Annotated in this window: 20 protein-coding genes, 9 tRNA genes and 2 rRNA genes (1 of these 31 only partly in view); 4 read left to right on the top strand and 27 right to left on the bottom strand. The window is 41.1% G+C overall.

Going from position 1 to position 25,322, the window contains the following annotated elements:
* Positions 1 to 72 precede the first annotated feature (72 nt).
* The 5 genes from ABOA58_RS01090 to ABOA58_RS01070 form a co-directional block, all read right to left on the bottom strand.
* Positions 73 to 2,196: a heavy metal translocating P-type ATPase gene (locus ABOA58_RS01090; RefSeq protein WP_350300898.1), complete on the bottom strand. Its 2,124-nt coding sequence runs from the start codon at positions 2,194 to 2,196 to the stop codon at positions 73 to 75.
* Positions 2,189 to 2,560: an ArsR/SmtB family transcription factor gene (locus ABOA58_RS01085; RefSeq protein ID WP_101225672.1), complete on the bottom strand. Its 372-nt coding sequence runs from the start codon at positions 2,558 to 2,560 to the stop codon at positions 2,189 to 2,191. Before ABOA58_RS01085 ends, ABOA58_RS01090 begins: the two co-directional genes overlap by 8 nt.
* 485 nt (positions 2,561 to 3,045) lie before the next feature.
* Positions 3,046 to 3,246, bottom strand: a complete 201-nt coding sequence (locus ABOA58_RS01080) for a cold-shock protein (protein ID WP_034304915.1) — start codon at positions 3,244 to 3,246, stop codon at positions 3,046 to 3,048.
* A 321-nt stretch (positions 3,247 to 3,567) separates the two neighbouring features.
* A complete protein-coding gene (locus tag ABOA58_RS01075; protein ID WP_350300897.1) occupies positions 3,568 to 5,262 on the bottom strand; it encodes a methyl-accepting chemotaxis protein in 1,695 nt (564 codons plus the stop codon).
* A 13-nt stretch (positions 5,263 to 5,275) separates the two neighbouring features.
* A complete protein-coding gene (locus tag ABOA58_RS01070; RefSeq protein ID WP_350300896.1) occupies positions 5,276 to 6,445 on the bottom strand; it encodes an ATP-grasp domain-containing protein in 1,170 nt (389 codons plus the stop codon).
* A 365-nt stretch (positions 6,446 to 6,810) separates the two neighbouring features.
* Between ABOA58_RS01070 and ABOA58_RS01065 the strand changes: the two genes are divergently transcribed.
* The 3 genes from ABOA58_RS01065 to ABOA58_RS01055 are packed head-to-tail and all read left to right on the top strand — an operon-like array spanning position 6,811 to position 10,297.
* Positions 6,811 to 8,568 carry an ABC transporter ATP-binding protein gene (locus ABOA58_RS01065; RefSeq protein ID WP_350300895.1) on the top strand — a complete coding sequence of 586 codons (1,758 nt, stop codon included), beginning with the start codon at positions 6,811 to 6,813 and terminating at the stop codon, positions 8,566 to 8,568.
* Positions 8,569 to 8,591: 23 nt separating this feature from the next.
* The gene (locus ABOA58_RS01060; RefSeq protein ID WP_350300894.1) at positions 8,592 to 9,266 is read left to right on the top strand and encodes a response regulator transcription factor; all 675 of its coding nucleotides are present in this window, start codon (positions 8,592 to 8,594) and stop codon (positions 9,264 to 9,266) included.
* Positions 9,263 to 10,297, top strand: a complete 1,035-nt coding sequence (locus ABOA58_RS01055) for a sensor histidine kinase (RefSeq protein ID WP_350300893.1) — start codon at positions 9,263 to 9,265, stop codon at positions 10,295 to 10,297. The genes ABOA58_RS01060 and ABOA58_RS01055 overlap by 4 nt, the downstream gene beginning before the upstream one ends.
* 203 nt (positions 10,298 to 10,500) lie before the next feature.
* On the opposite strand, the gene ABOA58_RS01050 is transcribed toward ABOA58_RS01055, so the two are convergent.
* The 10 genes from ABOA58_RS01050 to sigW form a co-directional block, all read right to left on the bottom strand.
* The gene (locus tag ABOA58_RS01050; RefSeq protein ID WP_350300892.1) at positions 10,501 to 10,680 is read right to left on the bottom strand and encodes a hypothetical protein; all 180 of its coding nucleotides are present in this window, start codon (positions 10,678 to 10,680) and stop codon (positions 10,501 to 10,503) included.
* A 143-nt stretch (positions 10,681 to 10,823) separates the two neighbouring features.
* Positions 10,824 to 11,714 carry a CPBP family intramembrane glutamic endopeptidase gene (locus tag ABOA58_RS01045; protein ID WP_350300891.1) on the bottom strand — a complete coding sequence of 297 codons (891 nt, stop codon included), beginning with the start codon at positions 11,712 to 11,714 and terminating at the stop codon, positions 10,824 to 10,826.
* A 349-nt stretch (positions 11,715 to 12,063) separates the two neighbouring features.
* On the bottom strand, positions 12,064 to 12,435 hold the full coding sequence (locus tag ABOA58_RS01040) for an iron chaperone (protein WP_350300890.1): 372 nt from the start codon (positions 12,433 to 12,435) through the stop codon (positions 12,064 to 12,066).
* 394 nt (positions 12,436 to 12,829) lie between these two features.
* Positions 12,830 to 13,279: a hypothetical protein gene (locus tag ABOA58_RS01035; protein ID WP_350300889.1), complete on the bottom strand. Its 450-nt coding sequence runs from the start codon at positions 13,277 to 13,279 to the stop codon at positions 12,830 to 12,832.
* 605 nt (positions 13,280 to 13,884) lie between these two features.
* Entirely contained in the window at positions 13,885 to 15,687 is a 1,803-nt protein-coding gene (glmS, locus tag ABOA58_RS01030) for a glutamine--fructose-6-phosphate transaminase (isomerizing) (protein ID WP_350300888.1), read from the bottom strand.
* A gap of 466 nt (positions 15,688 to 16,153) precedes the next feature.
* Positions 16,154 to 17,503 (bottom strand): phosphoglucosamine mutase, encoded by a 1,350-nt coding sequence (gene glmM / locus ABOA58_RS01025; RefSeq protein ID WP_350300887.1) that lies wholly within the window; start codon positions 17,501 to 17,503, stop codon positions 16,154 to 16,156.
* Positions 17,504 to 17,559: 56 nt separating this feature from the next.
* Positions 17,560 to 18,924 carry a CdaR family protein gene (locus tag ABOA58_RS01020; protein WP_350300886.1) on the bottom strand — a complete coding sequence of 455 codons (1,365 nt, stop codon included), beginning with the start codon at positions 18,922 to 18,924 and terminating at the stop codon, positions 17,560 to 17,562.
* On the bottom strand, positions 18,917 to 19,741 hold the full coding sequence (cdaA, locus tag ABOA58_RS01015; RefSeq protein WP_137020543.1) for a diadenylate cyclase CdaA: 825 nt from the start codon (positions 19,739 to 19,741) through the stop codon (positions 18,917 to 18,919). Before cdaA ends, ABOA58_RS01020 begins: the two co-directional genes overlap by 8 nt.
* A 219-nt stretch (positions 19,742 to 19,960) precedes the next feature.
* The gene (locus ABOA58_RS01010; protein ID WP_350300885.1) at positions 19,961 to 20,584 is read right to left on the bottom strand and encodes an anti-sigma factor family protein; all 624 of its coding nucleotides are present in this window, start codon (positions 20,582 to 20,584) and stop codon (positions 19,961 to 19,963) included.
* Between the two features lie 16 nt (positions 20,585 to 20,600).
* Positions 20,601 to 21,164 (bottom strand): RNA polymerase sigma factor SigW, encoded by a 564-nt coding sequence (sigW, locus tag ABOA58_RS01005; protein ID WP_048685727.1) that lies wholly within the window; start codon positions 21,162 to 21,164, stop codon positions 20,601 to 20,603.
* Positions 21,165 to 21,336: 172 nt separating this feature from the next.
* Between sigW and ABOA58_RS01000 the strand changes: the two genes are divergently transcribed.
* Positions 21,337 to 21,522, top strand: a complete 186-nt coding sequence (locus ABOA58_RS01000) for an aspartyl-phosphate phosphatase Spo0E family protein (RefSeq protein ID WP_350300884.1) — start codon at positions 21,337 to 21,339, stop codon at positions 21,520 to 21,522.
* A 138-nt stretch (positions 21,523 to 21,660) separates the two neighbouring features.
* Here the strand turns inward: ABOA58_RS01000 and rocF are convergent, their stop codons facing one another.
* The 12 genes from rocF to ABOA58_RS00940 all read right to left on the bottom strand — a co-directional run.
* On the bottom strand, positions 21,661 to 22,557 hold the full coding sequence (rocF, locus tag ABOA58_RS00995; RefSeq protein WP_350302759.1) for an arginase: 897 nt from the start codon (positions 22,555 to 22,557) through the stop codon (positions 21,661 to 21,663).
* 214 nt (positions 22,558 to 22,771) lie between these two features.
* Positions 22,772 to 22,847 (bottom strand) — tRNA-Ala (locus tag ABOA58_RS00990).
* Positions 22,848 to 22,871: 24 nt separating this feature from the next.
* A tRNA-Gly gene (locus tag ABOA58_RS00985) sits at positions 22,872 to 22,943 on the bottom strand.
* Between the two features lie 3 nt (positions 22,944 to 22,946).
* Positions 22,947 to 23,021, bottom strand: a tRNA-Gln gene (locus tag ABOA58_RS00980).
* 104 nt (positions 23,022 to 23,125) lie between these two features.
* Positions 23,126 to 23,209: transfer RNA gene (locus tag ABOA58_RS00975), tRNA-Tyr, on the bottom strand.
* A gap of 18 nt (positions 23,210 to 23,227) precedes the next feature.
* Positions 23,228 to 23,303: transfer RNA gene (locus ABOA58_RS00970), tRNA-Thr, on the bottom strand.
* A gap of 15 nt (positions 23,304 to 23,318) precedes the next feature.
* Positions 23,319 to 23,394: transfer RNA gene (locus ABOA58_RS00965), tRNA-Val, on the bottom strand.
* Positions 23,395 to 23,411: 17 nt separating this feature from the next.
* Positions 23,412 to 23,486: transfer RNA gene (locus tag ABOA58_RS00960), tRNA-Glu, on the bottom strand.
* Positions 23,487 to 23,516: 30 nt separating this feature from the next.
* Positions 23,517 to 23,589, bottom strand: a tRNA-Thr gene (locus ABOA58_RS00955).
* 3 nt (positions 23,590 to 23,592) lie between these two features.
* Positions 23,593 to 23,667: transfer RNA gene (locus tag ABOA58_RS00950), tRNA-Asn, on the bottom strand.
* A gap of 45 nt (positions 23,668 to 23,712) precedes the next feature.
* Positions 23,713 to 23,828 (bottom strand): 5S ribosomal RNA (rrf, locus tag ABOA58_RS00945).
* A gap of 73 nt (positions 23,829 to 23,901) precedes the next feature.
* Positions 23,902 to 25,322, bottom strand: a 23S ribosomal RNA gene (locus tag ABOA58_RS00940); it runs 1,512 nt beyond the window's last position.

Here is a 25,322-nt window from a genome sequence, read left to right as displayed (position 1 = left end):
GAAACAATTGGAAAGTTCATAAATAAAAGCTCCCTGGTGCACCTTAAGATGCGCCAGGGAGCCCATATTATTCTATTCTTTTATTCTCAACAACCTAAGGCTGTTCAATGTAACTAATAACGTCGCACCCATGTCGGCAAAAATCGCCATCCAAAGTGTTAACCACCCCGGGGCTATCAATAATAAGGCCAGGATTTTAATCACCAATGAAAACGTGATGTTCTGCTTTATGATTTTTAATGTTTTGCGGCTTAAGCGGATTGTATAAGGAAGCTTCGATAAGTCATCACCCATTAAGGCGATATCGGCAGTTTCAAGGGCCGTATCCGTGCCCGCCCCGCCCATTGCGATTCCTACCGTGGAAGCTGCCAAGGCCGGAGCATCATTGACACCATCGCCTACCATGGCCACTCGATCATATTTTTGTTTCCATCGTTTGATCATGGTCAATTTATCCTGCGGCAATAGCTCCGCCTCAATCTCATGAACGCCAGCTGCCGCTCCAATTGCTTTTGCCGTTCCAATATTATCGCCAGTCAGCATGATCGTTTTTTCAATGCCCAATTCATGCAGTTTCCGAATCGCTTCCTTACTGCTTTCCCTTATTTCATCTGACACTGCGATCAGTGCCAGGAGCTTCACTTGATCACCAAGCACCATCACCGTTTTCCCTGTATTTTGAAAGCCGCTGATTAATTTAAGCACATCATCAGAGAAAACTATACCTGGCTCTTCTACAAAAAGATGGGGTTTACCAATGTAATAGATTTCTTGATTGATTTTCCCTTTTATGCCTTTACCGGTGATCGCAGTAAAATCCTCTACCAATAAAGAATGATAGTCCACATCGTGGTTTTCCGCCTTTTGAAGAATGGCCGTCGCAAGGGGGTGCTGTGATCTGCTTTCTAAAGCAGCAGCGATAGCCAGCACGTCCTGTTCATTCAACACATCAGATAACACCTTGAAATCAGTCACTTCAGGTACGCCCTTTGTTAAAGTACCCGTTTTGTCAAACGCGATCGCCTTTAAGGCTCCCGCTTCCTCCAAATGGACCCCGCCTTTAATCAGCACACCATGTTTCGCAGCATTTCCGATAGCTGTCACGATGGCGATGGGCGTAGAAATGACCAAAGCACAAGGACAGCCGACAACCAGTACAGCCAATCCCCGGTAAATCCAATCACTCCAATCCCCGTTCATCACAATCGGGGGTAATACGGCAATGGCCAAGGCAATGAGCATGATGGCCGGCGTATAGAATTTTGCGAATTTATCCACGAAGGCTTGGGAAGGGGCCTTTTCGGCCTGTGCTTCTTCAACAAGGTGGATGATTTTTGCAATCGTCGTATCCTCGACCCGCTTCGTGACCTCCACTTCGAGCAGCCCTTCACCATTTAAGGTTCCGGCAAACACTTCACCCTCAACCGTTTTAAAAACCGGCTCGGATTCCCCAGTAATGGCTGCTTGATTAAGTGTCGAGGCCCCTTTCATGATCCGGCCATCCATTGCAAGCTTTTGACCCGGTTTAACGATCATGATGTCGCCCACTTCAATCTCATCAACAGCAACCATCATTTCGTGATGCCCTCTCAGGATCAAGGCTTCTTTAGGTGCGATGTTCATTAATGATTCGATGGAATTACGGGCTTTATCCATCGAATATTTTTCCAATGCTTCACTTATCGCAAATAGAATGACGACGGTAGCGCCCTCGCCCCATTCACCAAGCACTGCCGCCCCGATGATGGCAACCGTCATAAGGGTGTGCATATCAAAGCGGAGCCTTACAAGGTTTTTCAAACCATTGATAAATAATGAATATCCTCCAACTATAATTGCAGCCGCATAACCGATAACCGGCATGATGCTTCCATCAGCATATCGATTATCCAATATCCAGCTGACCAGCAATAGGATAACCGAAGACACCACTTTAATATTTTCTTTTTGCTTCCAAAATGGTTCCTTTTGCGTTACCTGTTCCTGTTCACCGCGGATCTTCAGATTATCAAAGGCTCCCGCCTTTTCAATCTCTTCAATGGTCGCGCTGCCCTGTACCGCAATCTTCGACGCACCAAAGTTGATTTTGGCATCATTCACACCCTCTAGTTCACGGACATTGTTCTCAAATTTAGCCGCACAATTCGTGCAGGATAGACCCTGGATACGATATGTTTTCATCGGGGACTCAGCCATCGACCCTTACCTCCTGCTGATGTTCTAACGCAATGAGAATCAATTGCTTTATATGGTGATCATCCAAAGAATAAAAAGCCAACTTTCCTTCTTTTCGGTATTTTACGATTGCGTGTTTATAAAGGGTCCGAAGATGATGTGACGTTGTTGCCATCGAAGCACCAATGATATTGGCCAGATCGCACACACACAATTCCTCGTCCGTACAGAGCGCATAAGCTATCTTCGCCCTATTTTCATCGCCTATAACTTTAAACAGCTTCGACATGCTGGATATATCCACCTGGCCCATTTCTACTTGAATGCGATTAACCTTCACTTCATCATGCAGATGAACATCACATATATCTTTTAGTTCCGTCATCTTCTCACACCTCTCATTCAAATCTTCGTTTGATTATAATATAACACAATTCCCTGAATATTCAAATCTATATTTGAATGTATTGGAATCTTTCCTCCTTCCACCAAGTTAGTGAAAGTGCCCTATATGTCTTTATATGTGGGCCATCGTTTTTTTGTTTCACTTCGGAGTTGCTCCCCTGGAATTTTGCTAAGATGTCCTCTTGCCTATCTTCAGGCGAAAAAAGAAGGGACATGAATTCCTTCATGTCCCTTCAATTCAATGATTTCAGTAATTACCTATCGATACCATGAAAAGTATAATATATTTAATTTAGTATTTTTTAGAAAAACTATGATATACTTAGTCAAACCTTTTTAAGCGTTTTACTTTACTTGTACCATTTACCCTGCTTATCGTTTAGCAGGGTTTTTTGTTATGTATTTTCACAAAGCAAAAAAAAGACAGACCCTATAACAAGGATCCGTCTTTTTTTGTTATTGAAATTATGCTTTTTGAACGTTAGAAGCTTGAGGTCCGCGTTGACCTTGTTCTACTTCAAAAGTAACTTCTTGGCCTTCGTCTAAAGATTTGAAACCTTCGCTTTGGATAGCTGAGAAATGTACGAATACGTCGTCTCCGTTTTCGCGTTCGATGAATCCAAAACCTTTTTCTGCGTTAAACCATTTTACTTTACCTTGTTCCATTGTTGTTGCCTCCTAGTGCATCTAAGCACAATGTATTACTATCCTTGCTCTAAGTCATCATCGAAAACGAAAAGTAGTACTTTTAGTATCCTTAGTACCGAACAAAAATAATTAAGACTAAGCATAACATTAAATGGTAGCGATTGCAAATGGTTTGGATAAACTTTTTTCCAGCAATTTTTAATACTCTCTCAATTCGATGAAAAAATAAGCTGTAATGAAAGTGACTCTATCTATTACACATGAACTCTTACATGCATTACTCCAAACAAAAACCTCTCGTTATAACGAAAGGTTTTTGTAGATGTTTACATCAAATATTTATTTTTCGGTAATGAACTTTTCGACCATTTCTTCTAAAATTGCCGATTCATTTGCTAAATCTTGATTTTGTTCCTTCAATCCAGTCATTATGGTACTTTGTTGAATGGCAGCGGCCGAGATTTGCTCCGTCGTTGCGACTCCTTCTTCTGAAATCGCCGCAATTTCCTGAATGGATGCCAGGCTTTCATCCGAAGACTCATTGATTTTTTTCGAATGGGCGGCTAATTGTTCTGTTCCTTTCAGCAATTTCTCTACGGATTCAAATATCTTATTGAAAATCTCGCCATTGTTTTCCACTAAGGAAACACCATTTAATATATCCTGAAAACTCTCATCATTATTTTGGATGACTTTGGCTGTTTGTTCATTAATCCGCATAATGGATTCTGAAATGATATCGATGGATTCATCTGTTTGCACAGCCAATTTTTGCACCTCTTGAGCGACTACGGCAAAACCTCTGCCCGCATCTCCCGCCCGTGCCGCTTCAATGGAAGCATTCAGGGATAGCAGGTTCGTTTGAGAAGCAATCACTCTAATTAGACCAATCACTTCATTTATCTTCACTACATCCTCTTCCAGGCTCACCAAATTGGCTTTGTTCGCTTGGCCATTTTCCATGATTTTATCCATCTGGCTCGTTACATCTTGCACTTGCTTACTTCCTTGTTCAGCAAGTGTATTCGTATGCATCGTAAATTCATTCATTTCATTCGTTTGCTCGTTCATCAAACGGATTGTATCAGATAAGTCACTGATCATATTGGAAATTCGGTCAATATGATGTGCACGTTCTTCCGAAGCTTTTGCTTCTTCCGTTGTCCCCGTCACTATCTGGCCATAGGATTCCACCATCTCTTCAAAAGATTGCTGAATGGACACTGTCGTTTGATTCATCGTTTGAGCATGTTCACGGACATTCTGGATAATATGCGCCAAACTTAATCTCATATCTTCAAATCCATTTGACAGATCGCCAATCTCATCCTGTCTACCAACTGGAATCGATTTACTTAAGTCCCCTTTTGCCATTTCATTCGTGTAACCAACAAGTTCATTGACGGGTCCCGAAATCTTTTTCCCGATGACAACGGCGCATAACACACCCAATATAATGGCACTTGCCAGAAATAAGATATTATAGAATATCATTGTGCTTTTCAATTCATCAATGAATTTTGCATCCATATCGATTCCGACAATCGCATCCGTTCCATCGATTGGCGTAAAGTATGACTTGTGTGTACCCCACTTATCTTTATATATTTCACTTAATACATCTTCTTTTCCATTTATCGATTTTGCCTGTTCCGGCGTGAAGGGGGATTCCACCATGTAGTCCTCGCTTCCGTTCAAGGCTACAATCATGTCGGCATCGTTCTCCCGCTTCAAAACATAAACATATTCGATTCCCTTTTTATCTTTAACAAAGGCATCCAACTCCCGCTTAATCTCTTCTCCCCGTTCCGAAGCCTTGTTTATCAAAGTGGGATTGAGGCTTGCTGCCAAACTGTGGGCATTTTCAGAAAGACGATCATCGAATTGCGGAAGGACATTCTCATTGATCATTTTATTAGTAATATAGGAAAAGCAAAGGCCCATGGCCCCTGCGAAAAGTACGAAAGGAATAATATAAAACAAGAATAGTTTTGCCAATAGAGATTTTTTAGGATTCAGCTTTGAAAATCTCATTTCCATGCCCCCCTTAGTTGAAAACCAGGTGTTTTATAGTCAAATATGGTATTAAATCCAAATGAAGCAATTGGAGATTTTTATTCAAATCCTCACTTCTATAAAAGATGATGGCCATGCTCCGGTCATTTTGGAAAGGAAGCTGCCTATATTCCAAAACATGTTCGAATTCATGACGAAGTCCTTCATGATCAATACGTGCAACATCTTCCAGATTTATTTCCAGTGGAACCTCTGCAAAGAAAAAGCTATATATATGATCGTCCATCTCTTTCAATATCCGATTCCAATCCGGTTTCGTTCCTGAAAAATAGTGTTCATACATATTCATTCCATAGGCATGGTAACCTAGATCCGTTGTACCCGCCCCGGCAAAACGCAAGGGGTTGATTTCGATGGGTATCACCCGGTTTCCTTTTTTGCGAATTTCAAAGTGTACCGGGTAATTCCTAAGGGGAAGGACCGTTTGAATATTCCTCATGAACTTTAGTGCATCATGATAGATTTCATTAATGGCCAACTTCGAAGTATAATAAATTCGATCGGAAGTATCGTAATCATCCTTGAATAGTCGTTTAAAGACATTCAAAATGACCGGTTCACCATCTTGATTGTAATAACCATCAATGGCATACTCTTCACCCTGAATCCACTCTTCTATTAAAACGGTCTGGGAACCGATCACCTCTGAATCATATAATCCATCAGAATGAAGTAAATCCGCTTTAAGCTGGTTCACGGCAATATCCCAATCCTGCTCATTCTTGACTTTGTGCACCCCTACACTTGAATAGCCAATATTGGGTTTGATAACTACCGGAAACGGTATTTGATTTTTATCCAGGTCACTAATAATGGATAAATCAATATCTTGGAAATAGAAATCAGGATATAAAGATTTTGTCAAATTTCGTACCTGACTCTTATCCTTCAATAACTTTGACCAAATGTATTCATTACTATTCGGTTGAAAATGACCTAATAATGTTATGCCATTTTCAGAGTTTGTAAGAATCCTTTTGTCCATTTCCATGGACTTGAAAAATTCTGTATCCTTTTGAATGTTTAGCTTTTCTGATGTTAATCTGTCTCCCCATTGCCCTTGTTCCAGCACTGGAATTTGCTTTTCCTCTAACACCTTTAGAAGAATTGGCGACACAATGGACTCATTCAAAATAATCATTTTTTCCACCTAACTTATACTGTTTTTTGTATCTCCATATTTAATCGGTTAAAACAGGTAAGTTTTTAGCTTATATAGGTATTTATTATTAAAAATGAATTAAAAATCAAAATATCACTATATCTTTTTACCTACCCAACCTAGTCTTGAGATCCTTATACATCTCCCTTACCGTTAACCATCGAATATTTAATTTTCTTTTCTTTTCATTAAAAAAAGCCGACACTATTTTAAGTGTCCGCCATATTTTTTCAACTTTACCATTCAGAAAAGGTTCACCAGAATTTTCGTGGAATAACTAAGACTAGTTCATATTCAATTCATAACTTCTTTATATACTTCTCTGTAATGAAAACCAAGAAAGGATGTATTTACATATGTCAGAAGCAAAAAATCAAAAAGGATGGCGCCAGTTCATTCGGTTGGTTCAACAGACGAAGCCTTCTAAACTAATGATAGGGATTGCATTAGCATTAAGCCTAGGTACAACAGGTGTAGGTTTATTGGTCCCTTTATTCACAAAAAATCTAATTAATGATTTTTCAATCAGTTCACTAAGCACTGAACGGATCACACTTCTCGTTCTTGCCATCATTGTTCAAGCATTGGCCAGTGGATTTTCCATCTATTTATTAAATCGGATCGGTCAATCTGTAGTGGCGGGTATCCGCGATCAACTATGGAAAAAATTACTCGTATTACCCGTGAGTTATTTTGATGAACATCCATCGGGAGAAACAGTCAGCCGAATGACAAATGATACGACTGTAGTGAAGGGATTAATCTCTGAACACCTCTCAAATTTCGTTACTGGAATCATTTCCATCGTAGGCTCCATGATCGTGTTATTCGTACTGGATTGGAAAATGACATTATTGATGTTCACTGCAATTCCACTCTCTGTTTTGATATTAATGCCATTAGGGAAAAAAATGCATAAAATTTCAAAAGGGATGCAGGACGAAACAGCAAGCTTCACCGCAGTCCTTCAGCAGGTGCTAACGGAAATACGCCTTGTTAAAGCTTCGAATGCAGAAGCTTTGGAATATCAAAATGGAAAAAAAGGCATCCATAAATTATTTCAATTCGGATTAAAAGAGGCTAAAATCCAAGCGTTGATTGCGCCGCTAATGAGTTTTGTGATGATGGCATTACTCGTGCTGATTTTAGGTTATGGTGGAATGCGCGTTTCTTCAGGAGCCCTGACAGCTGGAGCTCTAGTTGCATTCATCATGTATCTTTTCCAAATAATCATGCCAATGGCTCAATTAGCCAGTTTCTTTACACAATTCCAAAAAGCAACGGGTGCAACAGAGCGCATCATTTCCATTCTGGATTCAGTGGAAGAAGAAGATGCGAAGCAGCCCGTTCAAAATATGAGTCAATCTATCAGCGTGGAGAACCTGAACTATAGTTATAATAATGGAGAACAGGTACTTAAAGATATAAGCTTTAACGTTGAAGCCGGAAAGGTCACTGCAATTGTCGGCCCAAGCGGCAGCGGAAAAACGACCCTTTTTTCATTATTCGAGCGATTTTACAAACCACAGCAAGGGTCCATTTCCATAGGCGGGAAATCCATCAATGATTTCACACTGTTTTCATGGAGAAGCCAGATTGGATATGTTTCACAAGAAAGCCCGATTGTATCAGGTACAATTCGAGTTAATATTTGTTATGGCATCGAACGGGATATAACGGATGAGGAATTAAATCAAGTGGCTAAAATGGCGTATGCAGATCAGTTCATTTCTGAGCTTCCGAACGGATATGATACAGAGGTTGGTGAAAGGGGCATGAAATTATCAGGCGGTCAAAGACAAAGAATCGCAATCGCCCGTGCATTTTTAAGAAACCCCAAAATATTAATGCTTGATGAAGCTACCTCCAGCCTAGACAGCAAATCAGAAAAAGTGGTTCAACAGGCATTGAATGATTTAATGAAAGGCAGAACAACAATAGTCATCGCCCACCGCCTATCGACCGTTATCGGTTCAGATCAAATCATCTTCCTTGAAAAAGGGAAAATAACAGGCAGCGGAACACATAAAGAGCTGTATAATACGCATTCATTATACCGCGAGTTTGCCCAACAACAGTTGCACAAACTTGAACTGGCCTAATTCACCGAAAGGAAAGAAGAAGGATGACAAAAATATTGATAGTCGATGATGATGCACATATTCGCGAACTTATAAACCTGTTGTTAAGAAAAGAAGGATTCGATCTATATGAGGCCTCAGATGGACTGCAAGCATTGAAAGTAATGGAAAAAGTGAAAATCGATTTGGCAGTCATCGACATTATGATGCCTAACATGGATGGATGGCAATTATGCAAGGAGTTACGAGAATTTAGTGATATCCCCATTTTAATGCTGACTGCGAAAGGGGAAACAACACAGAAAATAAAAGGTTTCGGGCTTGGGGCAGATGATTATCTTGTAAAGCCATTTGAACCGATCGAATTGGATCTGAGAATAAAGGCATTACTAAAACGCTATAAAATCACTATTTCACAAACATTAAATATCGGCGAATTAAAGATGAATCGCAATACTCATGAAATGTCATTCAAAGAACAGGAATATACGATTCCATTAAAAGAATTCGAATTGTTGTTTAAATTAGCAAGCTATCCTGGAAAAACTTTTTCCAGGGAAGGTCTTATCGAAGACATTTGGGGCTATGATTATGAAGGTGATGAACGAACTGTCGATGTTCATATTAAAAGAGTGAGGGAACGGTTTCCTGAATCCGAATTCCCCTTCCGGATTAAAACGATTTGGGGATTGGGCTACCGTTTGGAGATAACGAGATGAGAAGCAATCGATTTTTCAAACAAATGTTTGGCACGCTGTTTTTTGTTACGTTTATTTCAATTTGCTTTTCCGCCGGTTATTATATCATTGAACTATTGCCCTTAAGGTTAACCGATTATGTTCGGTTTCTGGCCACTATCATGACAAGCATCGCAATCATGATATCCATCGGTTACCTTATCCGCGCTATCCATCACAATAAACGGGTAAATATTTACCTCGAGATCATAGATGCCTTAAGGAAAATAGCAAATGGCGATTATAATGTACAATTGGATTTTAAAATGGGAAAGAGAAACGAAATGACGGATATCATTAACCACTTCAATCACATGGCCAAGCAATTGAAGCAAATGGAGGAAATGCGGCAGGAATTCATTTCTAACGTCTCACACGAAATACAGTCGCCCCTTACCTCCATTGTAGGATTTGCCCAGGCTCTTCAATTTAATAAGCTGACAACCGAAGAACGAAATCATTATCTTAATATAATTGAGACAGAGAGCCGGAGATTATCTAAATTAAGTGATAACCTTCTAAAGCTTACATCCCTTGAATCCGACCATCATCCTTTTGAAAGGACAGATTTCCGGCTGGATCAGCAAATACGAACCATCATTTTGGCTTGTGAACCCGCTTGGTTGGAAAAAGAACTCGAATTGGATATATTGTTAGAAAAGGTTCCAATAGTTGCAGACCAGGATTTAATGAGCCAAGTATGGACAAATTTAATACACAATAGTATCAAATTCACCCGCCATCGCGGAAAGATCACGATTCGATTACAACAGATTGATAGCCTGGCATCCATAACGATATCCGACAATGGAATTGGCATTTCCGAAACCGACCAGTTCCATATATTCGAGCGATTCTATAAAGCAGACCTGGCAAGGGAACGCTCAAAAAGCGGCAGCGGTCTAGGTCTATCCATCGTGAAAAGAATTATAGAGATGCATGAAGGGACCATATCCGTGGAAAGTGAACTCGAAAAGGGAACTACTTTTACGATTCTGCTTCCTATTTCATAAAAACCAGCTGACTTGTCAGCTGGTTTAAATCTGTTTGTAGTTATTGTTGCTTCAGATTAATCCGACCACATTTTTGGCCTTCCGTAGAATTAAATGAAAGCTAAATAAAATCACCTATCCTGGATAGCTTTTTGAGGAATTAAAATTTGAACGTTACTTTCCACTTTGTTTTAAGATGAGTTCGAGGTCGAGCTTCCATTAATTTACATTTCAGAAAACCAAGCATTTCGAAGTACGGCAATTCCTTTTTCTATCTCTTCTTCTGAAAGTCCGCCAAAACCGATCATCACCAATGAAGGCTCCGTATTAGAATTACTTCCTGAGACGGTGGCAGTTTTTACAGGCATGATAGGAGCGTTTGATGTTTTTGTATAAAGGTTCACAAATAAAGCCCTTTAATAAATATCTTAAAGTAGTTTGGTTGCAATATTTTTTATATCTTCACTTTATCAAAAATCAATAGCAATTTTGGAACTCCTTGTGCTACTTTTGAGCTATAAAAGAGATTTATTTATGAAAGTAGTCCTCAGGGATTGGCGGCATATTTAACCTTTATAATATATATTGTCAGGAAAATAACATACATCAAAAACAACAAAATAATGTATCTATCAAAGAACATAACTTTTTCACTTTGAAAATGATTATTTTTTCTTACTTTTATAAATAAGTAAGTTGATATAGATAGAAAAAGTATTAAACCAGTTATGGTGGTAATTGGAGACACCATTACTTTAAAATAAGTTTCAGTAACCTTTTCCGGGAAATGCATGATGATCCTCATTATTTCATTCACTACAAAATGATAAAAGATAGCCGGTACGATACTTCCAGTATAGATGGTTAATAGTGCAAAAGAGATACCCATTACAAATGCAAAAACCAAGTTTCCCACCGTCATATGATAAATGCTAAAAATAAGTGCACTTAAAATTATGGCCGACTTTATGTTCATTCTCTGATATTGTTTTAATAATATACCCCTAAAAAGAATTTCTTCACTAATCGCCACTGAAAAGCCAATCATCATAATGCTGTAAAAACTTATGTTTTCATTACTCTCCATAAGTGTACCAACAATTTTTTCAGCAGTAAGCCATTCCCCAGTTAGTAGATAATATTGAATCCTACCAAAAAACATAGTTATCATGTGAACGGTAATACCCATTAAAATACCAAGAAGAATATATTTTATATGTACCTTTTTTAGCCTAATGCTAGATAAGGTTACTTTTTTCTTTTTTAAGAAAAGAAAAAGCACATAGATAATAACCAGTTTACTTAAAAAGAAAAATAATTGTTTGCTTATTTGCAAAGAAAGTTCTTGTAATATAAGTTGTGTAAAAGGAAAAATAATCATAATTAGTATCGTTATATATAATATAAAGCGATGATTTTGCTTAATATCAGTATCCATTTTTACCCCTTTGTTATACGATAATTTCAAAGAAGCCCTTTTTTAGAATAAAGGTTTGTATTTGCACTTTTTTCAACTTATTTTATCCCCCTTTAATAAATATCTTAAAGTAGTTTGGTTGTAATATTTGTATATCTCGATTTTATCAAAAACCAAAAGCACAAGGAGTTCCAAATTTTGAACTCCCTGTGCTTTTTTTGAACTTTTAACTATTTATGGAGCTAGATCAGACTGCAGATATGGAGATCTTATAACCTCAGGACCCACATGATCCCACTTCTTATATGAACAGAACCCGAATAATGGACACTTTAATAGAGGTTCTGTTCACCATTAATAATCCGTTTTTTTATTTCCGCCAAAAAGTTGAACAGTCTGCCTTATCAAAAATATTATACTCTATCATTTTCTCAAGTAATGAGTAATCAACCGGACTGTCCCACTTGATACGTACCAACTGCTTGGTGTGATCATAGCCAGCCTGCACGATTTCTTCTGAAAAATGATCAATCCCTGCCTTTTCAGGGGCAACAGCCAAATGATGTTTGGCTACGCTAAAGCCAATGATATATGTGTCATGATCGGTAAACATAGGCTGATTCCACGCAATTTTCGGCATTAAATTTGGAAATTTCTTAGTTACCCAAGCCAAGACTTCTTCCGTTCGTTCCCTATGTTGCGGGTTATCAATATTCGCTAAAAATTCTGCAAAAACTTCCATGTCATTCTCTCCTAAATTAAAATTTTTTTATGAAGTCTTCATTTTCAACATCGCCTACATTTAATGCCTTATGTATTTCTTTCAACAATGCGCCATAGGAAGGTCTTTAACTTTGCTCTATGGATGCCGTGATTACCTACTGATTGATAGAATGCATTAAACAACTTTATTGTCACTGCACACCGTTTCCCATTCCTTGGCCTGCTTTGAACCACTTGTCAACTTGAGAGGTTCTCGTTGTTATAAACATAAAAAATACCCCTTTGGCTAATCATAGCCAAAGGGGTAAAGCTTCGCAACTTTTTATAAACAGTTAATCTTTATTTAGATCTACTTAACAAGTCGGGTACTGATTGGATATTTGGCATCCGTTCGTTGAGGAAAAAATCCTGTATTATCGTACCTCTACGACAAAAGTATAAGAGGAGTCTCCATTTGACCATTTAGCGTTCATTTCAATTACATACTTTCCTTTTTCCGACGGTAAGGTTATGTTGTGTTGATTCAAAGGTAATTCTTCGCCACGTTTTTCTTCTTCCCATAAATAAGCCTGTAATTGTGGTTGGGAGCCATCATTAAACTCTACATTTGCAACTGAACTTTGTTCAACTATTTCCGCTTTCATATCTTCAGCAATTTGAAAGGGTGCAGCAGCATCGGCGATAACCGTCGTATTGGAGAGGAAACTCTTTTTTTCCCACTGATAAGTACCTCTAGCTGTTTCGATATTTACATCGTTTATTTTCACTTTCACTTCTGGTGGTTCTTCTTTGGTTTCATTCGAACAACCTCCTACTATAAGTAAGAGCAGCATCAATATAGCGTATAATTTCTTAACTTTCACGTTAATCCCACCTTTTTTTGTTAGACGTTAACTATGTATAAAAGTTACATGCCTACTTCTAACTTTTTGGGTTCACTTCAAATAGGTGGTCTCTTCTATTTGTTTTAAACCAACAATAAGATTAACAATCTTATCCAAAAGTAAATTAATACTGTATCTCGAAATAAAAAGGATAAATTTAAAAGACCAGCCTAATATCCAGGCTGGTCTTTTGGTTTATTCGTAACATGAATTATTTTTAATTACCAATCTCGTTAGAACAGGACTACCACAGGAAGAACTATCCTTTGATTCAGTTGCTGAAGTAACAGAATAGCAGCAACTAGAAGCTAGATTCATACTGCACACTCCTGTTTCAGGGAGATCCAACTGTAACTCTTTTGCACCTTCAACATCCTCTGTAAGGTAATCCACAACATCAATATTTGTTGAAGTCCTCGGCTGAGTTAGTTATTTATCCGCTAAAAAAGTATTATATATAAAAAAAGAAGCATAGGATATAACCCTATGCTTCTAGTGCTTAATCTTTATATCGGGTACCCAACTTTGTTGTTCAGTACCCGACTTTGTTGTCTTTCAACAACATACATTGCATTCATTCCAACTTACTCAACCGTTACACTTTTCGCAAGATTACGCGGTTTATCCACGTCACATTCGCGATGCAAGGCTGCGTAGTAAGCAATGAGCTGCAGCGGGATAACAGAGATAAGGGGTGTTAATAGTTCATTCACTTCCGGGATGACGAAACGGTCATCCTCTTCTTCAAGCCCCTTCATGGAAATGATGCAAGGGTTGGCGCCTCGGGCAACCACTTCCTTCACATTACCACGGATGCTTAGGTTGACGCCTGCTTGCGTAGCAAGAGCTATGACAGGAGTACCTTCTTCAATCAAGGCGATCGTTCCATGTTTAAGCTCTCCGCCAGCAAAGCCTTCAGCCTGGATGTATGAAATTTCCTTCAGCTTAAGGGCCCCTTCAAGCACTACATAGTAGTCAAGGGAACGGCCGATGAAGAAACAGTTTCTCGTAACGGACAAATATTCACGGGCGATTTCTTCCATCTCTTCTTTCGAATCACATAGGGCTTCCATTGCCGTCGCTACGATTCCAAGCTCTTTTACAAGGTCGAAACCATACTCCATGTTACGGAATTGGCCAGTTACATTTGCCAAGATTGATAAGACCGCCACTTGAGCTGTGTAGGCCTTTGTAGAGGCAACGGCAATTTCAGGGCCAGCATGCAGCAAGAGCGTATAATCCGCTTCACGTGACAATGTAGAGCCAGGTACGTTCGTGATGGTCAGGGCTTTATGACCAAGCGCTTTGATGGACACTAATACGGCACGGCTATCTGCAGTTTCACCACTTTGTGAAATGAAGATGAATAACGGTTTTTTCGATAATAACGGCATATTGTAAGTGAATTCCGATGCCACATGTACCTCAACCGGAATTTCAGTCATTTTTTCGATGAATTGCTTACCAATCAACCCTGCATGATAGCTGGTTCCGCAAGCAATGATATAAATACGGTCAGCCTCACTTACGGCTTCAGTAATGTTATAATCGATTGCAAGTTTACCTTCTTCATTTTGGTAAGCTTGAATGATTTTACGTATGACAGCTGGCTGCTCGTCGACTTCCTTGAGCATATAGTGAGGATACGTACCTTTTTCAATATCACTTGCATCCAGTTCAGCAGTGTATGGAGCACGCATGACTTCTTCGTTGGAAAGGTTCTTGATCGTTACCTTTTCATTTGTCACGATAACCATTTCCTTATCCATCAGTTCAAGGAATTGATCTGTGACTTGCAGCATAGCCATTGCATCCGAAGCGACAACGTTAAAGTCTTTTCCGACACCGATCAGCAGCGGGCTTTTATTTTTTGCGACTAAGATGGTTTCATCATTTTCAGCATCCAATAGGGCAATTGCATATGAACCCTCTAATAGTGTGAGTGTTTGACGGAACGCCTCTTCCACTTCCGTGCCCTCGTTCACGAACTTTTCTATCAGTTGAACGATGACTTCCGTATCCGTTTCACTTTTAAAGGCAACATCCTTCAAATATTCACGTTTTAGAATCGCATAGTTTTCAATGACCCCATTATGAACTAAAGTCAATCGACCTGAATTACTTTGGTGAGGATGGGCATTTTCACGGCTTGGCACACCATGGGTGGCCCAGCGCGTATGTCCAATTCCGGTATGTGCCAGAGTATTTTCATCCACGGCTGCTCGTAAGTCCGCGATCCTTCCCTTTTCCTTAAAGATTGTCACGCCTGCTTCATTTCTCACAGCAATCCCTGAAGAGTCATAACCGCGATATTCAAGTTTTTCAAGACCTTTTAATAAAATTTCCTTTGCATCGTTAAGTCCAATATATCCAACAATTCCACACATAATTTCTGTTCCTCCAACCGATTCGAGGGAACAGGAATGCACGGGGGCATCCCTGCCCCCTCATCTCTGATATATATTTTTATAAAGGAAATGCCCTAAAGCACTTTTTCCCATTGTGCATTTCCAACCCTTTGTGCAGTAAGTTGCCCTACTGTTTTAAGATTGGAATTATTGCGGCTGTGCACTTCAGCCGGGAGGTATCCGCCGATCATTCGATAAACCTCCTCCTCGTCAACTAAGCCATTTCTCGTCCAGACTTAGTTCAGGCGCTTTTGTGAATCTGTTTCTCCTTGCCTACCCTCCTTTTTAAAACAACCATTTTCTAGAAAATGAGTTGTAAATCAGGATAATCATACCTTAAACAAGGGACATAGGTCAATTCTTTATTACCAAGACCTGCGAAAAAGAACTTCTTTATAAAAATATGCATAAAAGGAAATTTCGTTCCTTTTATGCATAGGATTGGTTATTCGTTTATTCCCATTTCCGCTATTACAACTGCGACGATCCGATCCACATAATTAGTGCATTCCTCAACTGTCGGTGCTTCAGCCATAACACGGACTAGCGGTTCAGTACCGGATGGTCTCACCAAAATACGGCCATTTCCGTTCATTTCCCCTTCAACAGCCTTGATGACTTCCTGTACCTTTTCATTATCGGTTACAGCGTGTTTATCGGTAACTCTGACATTGATCAGCGTTTGTGGATATTTCTTCATCTCGCCAGCAAGCTCCGATAAGGTTTTTTGGGTTTCGCTCATGATGTTCACAAGCTGTAAGCCCGTCAATAAGCCATCACCTGTCGTGTTATAGTCCAGGAAGATGATATGTCCGGATTGTTCACCGCCAAGGTTATAGCCGCCTTTTCGCATCTCCTCGACCACATAGCGGTCCCCCACTGCCGTCTGGGCGCTTTGTATGCCATGCTCTTCAAGACCTTTATAAAAACCAAGGTTGCTCATGATCGTAGAAACCACTGTTCCCTGTTTCAGACGGTTATTTTCCTTCAAGTATTTCGCACAGATATACATGATTTGGTCGCCGTCCACTATATTTCCTTTTTCATCTATGGCAATGACACGGTCGCCGTCACCATCGAAAGCAAGTCCAACATCCGCACCTTTTTCTTTTAAGAATTCAGCAAGTGCTTCAGGGTGGGTGGAACCTACCTTATCATTAATGTTCAAGCCATTGGGTGATGCCCCCATTGTAGAGATGTCTGCATCAAGATCTGCAAACAGATGCATGGCCAAGGCAGATGTCGCCCCATGTGCACAATCAAGAGCAACATGAATGCCTGTAAAGTCTTCATCCACTGATTGTTTCAAGTACTGGAGATACTTTTGCCCTCCTTCGAAATAATCGTTCAAATGGCCTAAATCTCCGCCAACCGGGCGTGGAAGTTCATCCTTTTCCATATCTAATAGTGCTTCAATTTCCGCTTCTTGATCATCGGATAACTTAAACCCATCCGGTCCAAAGAATTTAATGCCATTATCCGCTACCGGATTATGCGAAGCGGAAATCATGACACCTGCTTCAGCACTTAAGGCCTTTGTTAAATAGGCAACTCCCGGTGTCGAAATGACCCCAAGGCGCATCACTTCAGCCCCAATGGATAAAAGACCGGCAACAAGCGCACCTTCCAGCATTTCACCTGAAATACGAGTATCGCGCCCTATCAGCACTTTGGGTTTTTCTGTATTTCTAGTAAGGACATAGCCACCAAAACGGCCTAGTTTAAATGCCAACTCCGGTGTTAATTCGCTATTCGCTATACCCCTTACTCCGTCTGTTCCAAAATATTTACCCATCTTTATCGCTCCTTCTTCAAATCGTTACTGAATTAAATGATGTTGTTAAAGCAAGGTCATGTCTCTTCGTCTTTTTGTGTGATGGTGACCGAAATCGTTTCAGAATCCAGTTCCCATTCCATTCCCTTAGGCACTGATACCGCCAAATCCACATCATGCGTACCTTCATCTAAATTACTCACATCTACTGTAAGATTAATGTCGTCTTTAGTTATTTTCTTCAAATCATCCGCCTCACCAAGCAAAGTGATGCTAGTTACATCGGATTCCAATTCGGCATCTTGGTCATCCTGTATGCCCACAGGCACAATTTGTATATTGTTGAAAGTTTTAGACTCAATGGCAGCCGTTTCATCTTTTTCTTTTTCTGCTTCTTCTTCGACTACTTGCTCTTCTTGTTTTTGTTCAGTATCAGGTTCTTCCTCTTCTACGACTGGCTCTGCACTCTCTTCATCCACATCAACTTTCTCGGTGCGAATCTTGACCTTTGCCTTACCCAAGGACATTTTTTGTACACTTTCCGGTTTATTAAGATCGAGTTCCAGTTCTGTATCACCATCTATTTTCGAGATATTTACAGGAAGATTTATTTCATCTATTTTCTCCAGGTCCGATTCCGAACCGAATAAGGTGACCTCTTCTGGGTCGACACTCATACTTGTGATCCTGATGCCATCCTTTGCCTTGCCAGTTTGCTTCGGTTCTATCGAAACCGTCTTGGAAGGAATGCTCACTTTTAAAGAAACGGCAACTGAAGATGGCTCGATCGTGACATCCAGCTTATTCAAGTCCCTGTCCAGGGCTTTAACGGTTGCCTTGGCGTTCACCGTTTCGCTAAGTCCCTTACTTATTTCAAGGTTTGCCTTTACATACGAAATTTGTTCAATCGCACCTTTAGCACCCGTTATTTTGACAGTTTTCGGGCTGACTGTTGGCTGACCAGCAGTATATCCCTCTTCAAGTAATGAGCTATTATACTCGGCTTCAACGGAGAATTCCTTCGTCACCCGTTCCTGAACGTTGACTTCGGCATATTCCGGATCGATCGTCGCCACTAACTTTTCATTCAACTCACTTATTTTAAATGTGACAGTTCTGTCCCCCATTGAGATTGCAGGATCAGAAAGGTCTACATACACTTTAAAGTCCCTTTGGTTTTTCGCATTTATCAAGAGGCTTTTTGCTCCCTTAAGCGTAACATCAACCGTCTCAGGCACTCCGCTCACCACTAGATTTTCACGGTCATAGTAGACTTCAACCGGTACATTTTCGATGGTCTCCGTACTGATTTCAGGCGCTGTCGATAAACCAAGCGATTTTTTATCCGACTCCATCTCAAAGTTAATGGAAATGAACAAAAGTGCTGCCAATGCAAAAGCTACGATTCTCATAAACCAAGCGCTATTGGTGAATTTATCCATTCTTTTTCCCCCTCCAGTTAAAGATGCTTGAGGAAGTTGATTTGATGTTTTCCACTACCAGTTCACTTGTAAGCATGGCCTTAAATGATTCTTGATTCAAATCCCGGTAAAGTTCCCCGTTTTTAGTGACGGATATCCCTCCCGTTTCTTCTGAAACGACAATCGTAAGACTATCCGTAACTTCACTCATGCCTATGGCTGCCCTATGCCGTGTGCCAAGCTCCTTTGAAATAAATGGACTCTCTGATAATGGCAAATAGCATGCTGCAGCCGCCACCTGGTTATTTTGTAAAATAACTGCGCCATCATGGAGCGGCGTATTAGGGATGAAGATATTAATGAGCAATTCTGAAGAAATATATGATTTTAGGGGTATCCCCGTTTCAACATAATCCCCAAGCTCCGTACCTTTTTCTATCGTAATCAAGGCTCCAATACGCCTTTTTGCCATATAGGTGGACGCCTTTAGGATTTCTTCAACTAAACGCTCTTGCTGATTCTCTTCTGGAACGGTGCCCCTTGCAAAGAGCTTCCCGCGTCCTAATTGTTCAAGTGCCCTTCTCAGTTCAGGTTGAAAAATGACGAGAATCGCCAATACTCCCCAATTCATGACTTGTGCCATTAACCATCCGAGTGTATTGAAACCAAACAGGTTGCTTAAGCTTTTTACAATGACAATTACAAAAATTCCTTTTAGCAGCTGAATAGCCTTCGTGCCTCGAATAATAGTTAACAATTTATATATCACAAACCATACAAGGAGAATATCAATGAAATTTACTACATAGTCCCAAACAGTCAAATTGGTTAAAGACATGTTGTTTCCTCCAGTCAGTATTACTCCAAATACCAATTACAATCTTTATACAATAACCTTAATAGTATACCATCTTTTAAATGATACATCTAAAAACTAGTGTGAGAAATTTACATAGGAAAAACGAATCATGAAAAATGGTTCCCCTTTTCTTTAAAAAATAAAGCTGAGCGAAGTCACCGTAAATGAAAAACGGTGCCCCCTCCCAGCTTCTATTCCTTATTCCTTTTTCTCCTCTTTAGCAGGAACCAACGAGGTTGCAGTGTCCTTTACTTTATACCACATCCACTCAAAAGCTTGGTCAATAACATGGATGCTCCCAGTCACATTCCCTGCTTTAGACATATATTTATGCCCATTTATGACTGTTACATCTCCCTCTACTTCACCATCTATTTGAATGTTACCATTTTGAACTACCACATTTCCCTTGATTGTCTCACCCTCAGGCACAATCACCGTTTCACCATCGACCACTAAGTTAGGCTGCTTTGATACTGAAAAATGTTCGTCCTGATTATAAGTGGAAAAAACAGATCCTGTCATCAATATGATGAACATCGCTGCCGCTGTCATGAAAGGATGGCTTTTGAACCAACGTTTGGCACCTGTTGTTTTCGTTTCCTTTGGCAATTGAGCCATAACCTTTGCTGTAAAGTCATCCGGGGCCTTTATATGGGAAGTGCTTTGTACAAGAGCGACCGCCTTTTTCATTTCATGAAAGTAATCCCGGCATTCAGCACAGTCATGCAAGTGCTCCCGTAAAACTTCTTTATGCTCCGGTTTGATGTCCTCATCTAAATAATCATGCATATATTCAATGATTTCCTCATGGCAGTTCATTTTTCTCACCTTCTTTTTATAAATGGCGCAGTTGTTTACGCAAGGCTTCCCGACCGCGATGTATCCTCGTCTTAACCGTACCGACCGGCAAATCGAGTATTTCACTGATTTCCTTTAATGATAACTCTTCAATATACTTCAATACGATTACCGATCGGTATTTCTCGGGCAATTTCATTATTTCCACTTGAATCGTTTCCTGCAGTTCTAAAGATTCCACTTCTTCCTCGGGTTTCGCCATATCCGATGCAATTTGGGAATACATATTCAATCCCTCTGTTCCTGCCACCTCTGCATCCAGATAGTAGTCCGGTTTTTTCTTGCGAAGCCGGTCAATACAAAGATTGGTCGCAATCCGATATAACCATGTAGAAAATTTCATAGTTATATTGAAACTCCGAATATTCACGTAGGCCCTTACAAAGGCCTCTTGTGCCAAATCTTCTGCTTCTTGCCTGTTTCCGAGCATCCTGAAACATATTTGGAAAACTTTGTCCTTGTAAATTTCGACAATTTCCCCAAATGCATTATGGTCTCCCTTTAATACTTGATTAATTCTCTCTTTAATGAGTGCATCCATTTTCCGGTATTACCCCCGCTCATGCGGCTATACGATTACTACGAATCGTAAGCTAAAAGGTTTCAAAAATTTAATACATTAATTTTAACAAAGTTTTACATTTTATGTTTAAGAAAAAAAAAACAGGGCTATATAGTAAGAAATTGTAAAATTCAAGGGAGTGATTCTCTATATGACTGCTGAACAAATTTTAGACCATATTGAACAATACAGACAGAAGATGATGTTTTTGGCTTCCCATTCTTCGATGGTGGATAATGAGGTTGTTGAAGTTAGCAGCAAACTGGATTCTTTAATCATCCAATACATCCATTTAACTAAAAATGGAGATCTCACAGACAGACGTGCTCTCAAGTGAATACTGATATACGATTGCAACCATCTATCTATAACTCTGTTCCTGTTACATACACCCTGGAAAATAAACCTACGTCTTCTAGCATATAAAAAACAGTAACCCATTACAAGCCGGTTACTGTTTCTTTTATTTTTCCAGTTATAATAATTTTTCTCCAAATAGCGAACCCATTAGGGCCACGGCAACGATCGCCGTCTTATTTCGCTCATCTAAAATGGGATTCACCTCTACGAATTCAGCTGATGTAATCAAGTTGGATTCCGCAAGCATTTCCATGGCCAAATGACTTTCCCGATAGCTTATACCACCAATCACCGGTGTCCCCACTCCGGGTGCATCTGCTGGGTCAACTCCATCCAAATCCAATGAAAGGTGGACGCCATCCGTTCTGTCCCTTAGGTAATCAATGCATTCTTCCATGACCCGTGTCATTCCCAACCGGTCGATCTCATGCATCGTGAATACCTTAATCCCTTTCTCACGAATAAGTTCTTTTTCCCCTTCATCCAATGACCTTGCCCCAATTATTACGATGTTTTCCGGTTTCACTTTTGGAGCAAAACCATGGATATTGATTAGGTCCGGATGTCCAAGCCCGATACTGACAGCCAGGGGCATACCGTGTATATTCCCGGATGGTGAAGTATCTTCCGTATTTAAATCCCCGTGTGCGTCGTACCAAATCACACCTAATTTTTCATAGTGCTTTGCGACTCCTGCCAATGTACCTATGGCTATCGAATGGTCTCCTCCCAATACAAGCGGAAAGGAGCCTCCTTCTATTATTTCATCAACTTTTGTGGCAAGCAGGGTGTTACCCTTTGCTACAAGCTGTAAGTTTTTTAGATTTGTCCCAGGCTCATCTGCATTTTCAGGACGCCCCACAATTATATCCCCTAAATCCTCTACTTCTATTTTCAACCTTTCAAGCCGCTCGACAATCTCTGCGCAGCGAATGGCACTAGGTCCCATATCAACCCCCCGCCTTGCTTGACCAAGGTCCATAGGCAACCCGATGACGGAAATTTTCTGAATAGACATACAATCCCCCCTTTCCACCATTTTATATCGTATATGCCGATTGGTTCAACTCGACATTTCCATGTATAAAGATGCACGTTTTCCTATCACATATGTTTTTGGTGAAAAAAGATCTTTCTTGCGAATAGTATACCCAACTATGCCTTAAACAAAAAAAAGTCTTAAACCATTTTTGGCTTAAGACGTAAGTTTTGGTGTATGTAGTTGATGGTGGAGCCTAGCGGGATCGAACCGCTGACCTCCTGCGTGCAAGGCAGGCGCTCTCCCAGCTGAGCTAAGGCCCCTAAGGGATATGATGAAATATATTAAGCGGAAGACGGGATTCGAACCCGCGACCCCAACCTTGGCAAGGTTGTATTCTACCACTGAACTACTTCCGCAAATGGCTGGGCTAGAAGGGATCGAACCTTCGCATGACGGAATCAAAATCCGTTGCCTTACCGCTTGGCTATAGCCCAATATATGATATGCAATGATTAATATTCAACAAAATAAAAAGGTGGTAATCATATAATTCCCCAATAAAGAGAATATATAACTGATCCACAGGATTTTATTAAAATGGTGGAGGGGGGCAGATTCGAACTGCCGAACCCAAAGGAGCGGATTTACAGTCCGCCGCGTTTAGCCACTTCGCTACCCCTCCGCAATATATGGTTGTAGATGGTGCCGGCAAGAGGACTTGAACCCCCAACCTACTGATTACAAGTCAGTTGCTCTACCAGTTGAGCTACACCGGCAAGTAAAGAATAAAATGGTGGAGGATGACGGGATCGAACCGCCGACCCTCTGCTTGTAAGGCAGATGCTCTCCCAGCTGAGCTAATCCTCCGGATTAATGATTTAAAATGGTGACCCGTACGGGATTCGAACCCGTGTTACCGCCGTGAAAGGGCGGTGTCTTAACCGCTTGACCAACGGGCCGAACTGTTTGTGTACATAGATAGATTGGGAAGCTCCCAAGCGGATTCGAACCGCTGACCTCTTCCTTACCATGGAAGTGCTCTACCTACTGAGCTATGGAAGCATATGGCTCCGCAGGTAGGACTCGAACCTACGACCGTTCGGTTAACAGCCGAATGCTCTACCACTGAGCTACTGCGGAATAATATAATGTTTCCTAAAACCCATTTAAAGATTTAAATGAACAGCCTGGCAACGTCCTACTCTCACAGGGGGAAACCCCCAACTACCATCGGCGCTGAAGAACTTAACTTCCGTGTTCGGAATGGGTACGGGTGTGACCTCTTCGCCATCATTGCCAGACTATATTCATTTTGAAGAATTTTCATTCCTTCAAAACTAGATAATAAGAAGGTATTTCATTTTTTAAAAAGCGTTGGTTAAGTCCTCGATCTATTAGTATCAGTCAGCTCCACATGTCACCATGCTTCCACCTCTGACCTATCAACCTGATCATCTTTCAGGGATCTTACTAGCTTGCGCCATGGGAAATCTCATCTTGAGGGGGGCTTCATGCTTAGATGCTTTCAGCACTTATCCCGTCCGCACGTAGCTACCCAGCTATGCCTTTGGCAAGACAACTGGTACACCAGCGGTGCGTCCATCCCGGTCCTCTCGTACTAAGGACAGCTCCTCTCAAATTTCCTGCGCCCGCGACGGATAGGGACCGAACTGTCTCACGACGTTCTGAACCCAGCTCGCGTACCGCTTTAATGGGCGAACAGCCCAACCCTTGGGACCGACTACAGCCCCAGGATGCGATGAGCCGACATCGAGGTGCCAAACCTCCCCGTCGATGTGGACTCTTGGGGGAGATAAGCCTGTTATCCCCGGGGTAGCTTTTATCCGTTGAGCGATGGCCCTTCCATGCGGAACCACCGGATCACTAAGCCCGACTTTCGTCCCTGCTCGACTTGTAGGTCTCGCAGTCAAGCTCCCTTGTGCCTTTACACTCTACGAATGATTTCCAACCATTCTGAGGGAACCTTTGGGCGCCTCCGTTACTCTTTAGGAGGCGACCGCCCCAGTCAAACTGCCCACCTGACACTGTCTCCCACCCCGATAAGGGGCGCGGGTTAGAATTTCAATACAGCCAGGGTAGTATCCCACCAACGCCTCCACCGAAGCTGGCGCTCCGGCTTCTCAGGCTCCTACCTATCCTGTACAAGCTGTACCAAAATTCAATATCAGGCTGCAGTAAAGCTCCACGGGGTCTTTCCGTCCTGTCGCGGGTAACCTGCATCTTCACAGGTACTATAATTTCACCGAGTCTCTCGTTGAGACAGTGCCCAGATCGTTACACCTTTCGTGCGGGTCGGAACTTACCCGACAAGGAATTTCGCTACCTTAGGACCGTTATAGTTACGGCCGCCGTTTACTGGGGCTTCGGTTCAAAGCTTCGCTTGCGCTAACCTCTCCCCTTAACCTTCCAGCACCGGGCAGGTGTCAGCCCCTATACTTCGCCTTGCGGCTTCGCAGAGACCTGTGTTTTTGCTAAACAGTCGCCTGGGCCTATTCACTGCGGCTTTTCTGGGCTATTCACCCTAAAAAGCACCCCTTCTCCCGAAGTTACGGGGTCATTTTGCCGAGTTCCTTAACGAGAGTTCTCTCGCACACCTTAGGATTCTCTCCTCGCCTACCTGTGTCGGTTTGCGGTACGGGCACCTTACATCTCACTAGAGGCTTTTCTTGGCAGCGTGGAATCAGGAACTTCGGTACTATATTTCCCTCGCCATCACAGCTCCGCCTTAATGGAAACGGGATTTGCCTCGTTTCCGGCCTAACTGCTTGGACGCG

It is taken from the genome of Peribacillus frigoritolerans (assembly GCF_040250305.1).
GTDB lineage: Bacteria > Bacillota > Bacilli > Bacillales > DSM-1321 > Peribacillus.
Note: the sequence above shows the minus strand (reverse complement) of the source record. Positions and strands in the feature narration are given on the sequence as shown.

Coding starts and splice junctions, on each gene's coding strand:
- ABOA58_RS01020 (WP_350300886.1), bottom strand. CDS start 18,924: ATGGATAAATTCACCAATAGCGCTTGGTTTATGAGAATCGTAGCTTTT.
- ABOA58_RS01070 (WP_350300896.1), bottom strand. CDS start 6,445: ATGATTATTTTGAATGAGTCCATTGTGTCGCCAATTCTTCTAAAGGTG.
- cdaA (WP_137020543.1), bottom strand. CDS start 19,741: ATGTCTTTAACCAATTTGACTGTTTGGGACTATGTAGTAAATTTCATT.
- ABOA58_RS01085 (WP_101225672.1), bottom strand. CDS start 2,560: ATGACGGAACTAAAAGATATATGTGATGTTCATCTGCATGATGAAGTG.
- ABOA58_RS01055 (WP_350300893.1), top strand. CDS start 9,263: ATGAGAAGCAATCGATTTTTCAAACAAATGTTTGGCACGCTGTTTTTT.
- ABOA58_RS01080 (WP_034304915.1), bottom strand. CDS start 3,246: ATGGAACAAGGTAAAGTAAAATGGTTTAACGCAGAAAAAGGTTTTGGA.
- ABOA58_RS01045 (WP_350300891.1), bottom strand. CDS start 11,714: ATGGATACTGATATTAAGCAAAATCATCGCTTTATATTATATATAACG.
- glmS (WP_350300888.1), bottom strand. CDS start 15,687: ATGTGTGGAATTGTTGGATATATTGGACTTAACGATGCAAAGGAAATT.
- ABOA58_RS01040 (WP_350300890.1), bottom strand. CDS start 12,435: ATGGAAGTTTTTGCAGAATTTTTAGCGAATATTGATAACCCGCAACAT.
- ABOA58_RS01075 (WP_350300897.1), bottom strand. CDS start 5,262: ATGAGATTTTCAAAGCTGAATCCTAAAAAATCTCTATTGGCAAAACTA.
- ABOA58_RS01000 (WP_350300884.1), top strand. CDS start 21,337: ATGACTGCTGAACAAATTTTAGACCATATTGAACAATACAGACAGAAG.
- sigW (WP_048685727.1), bottom strand. CDS start 21,164: ATGGATGCACTCATTAAAGAGAGAATTAATCAAGTATTAAAGGGAGAC.
- ABOA58_RS01065 (WP_350300895.1), top strand. CDS start 6,811: ATGTATTTACATATGTCAGAAGCAAAAAATCAAAAAGGATGGCGCCAG.
- glmM (WP_350300887.1), bottom strand. CDS start 17,503: ATGGGTAAATATTTTGGAACAGACGGAGTAAGGGGTATAGCGAATAGC.
- ABOA58_RS01010 (WP_350300885.1), bottom strand. CDS start 20,584: ATGAACTGCCATGAGGAAATCATTGAATATATGCATGATTATTTAGAT.
- ABOA58_RS01090 (WP_350300898.1), bottom strand. CDS start 2,196: ATGGCTGAGTCCCCGATGAAAACATATCGTATCCAGGGTCTATCCTGC.
- ABOA58_RS01060 (WP_350300894.1), top strand. CDS start 8,592: ATGACAAAAATATTGATAGTCGATGATGATGCACATATTCGCGAACTT.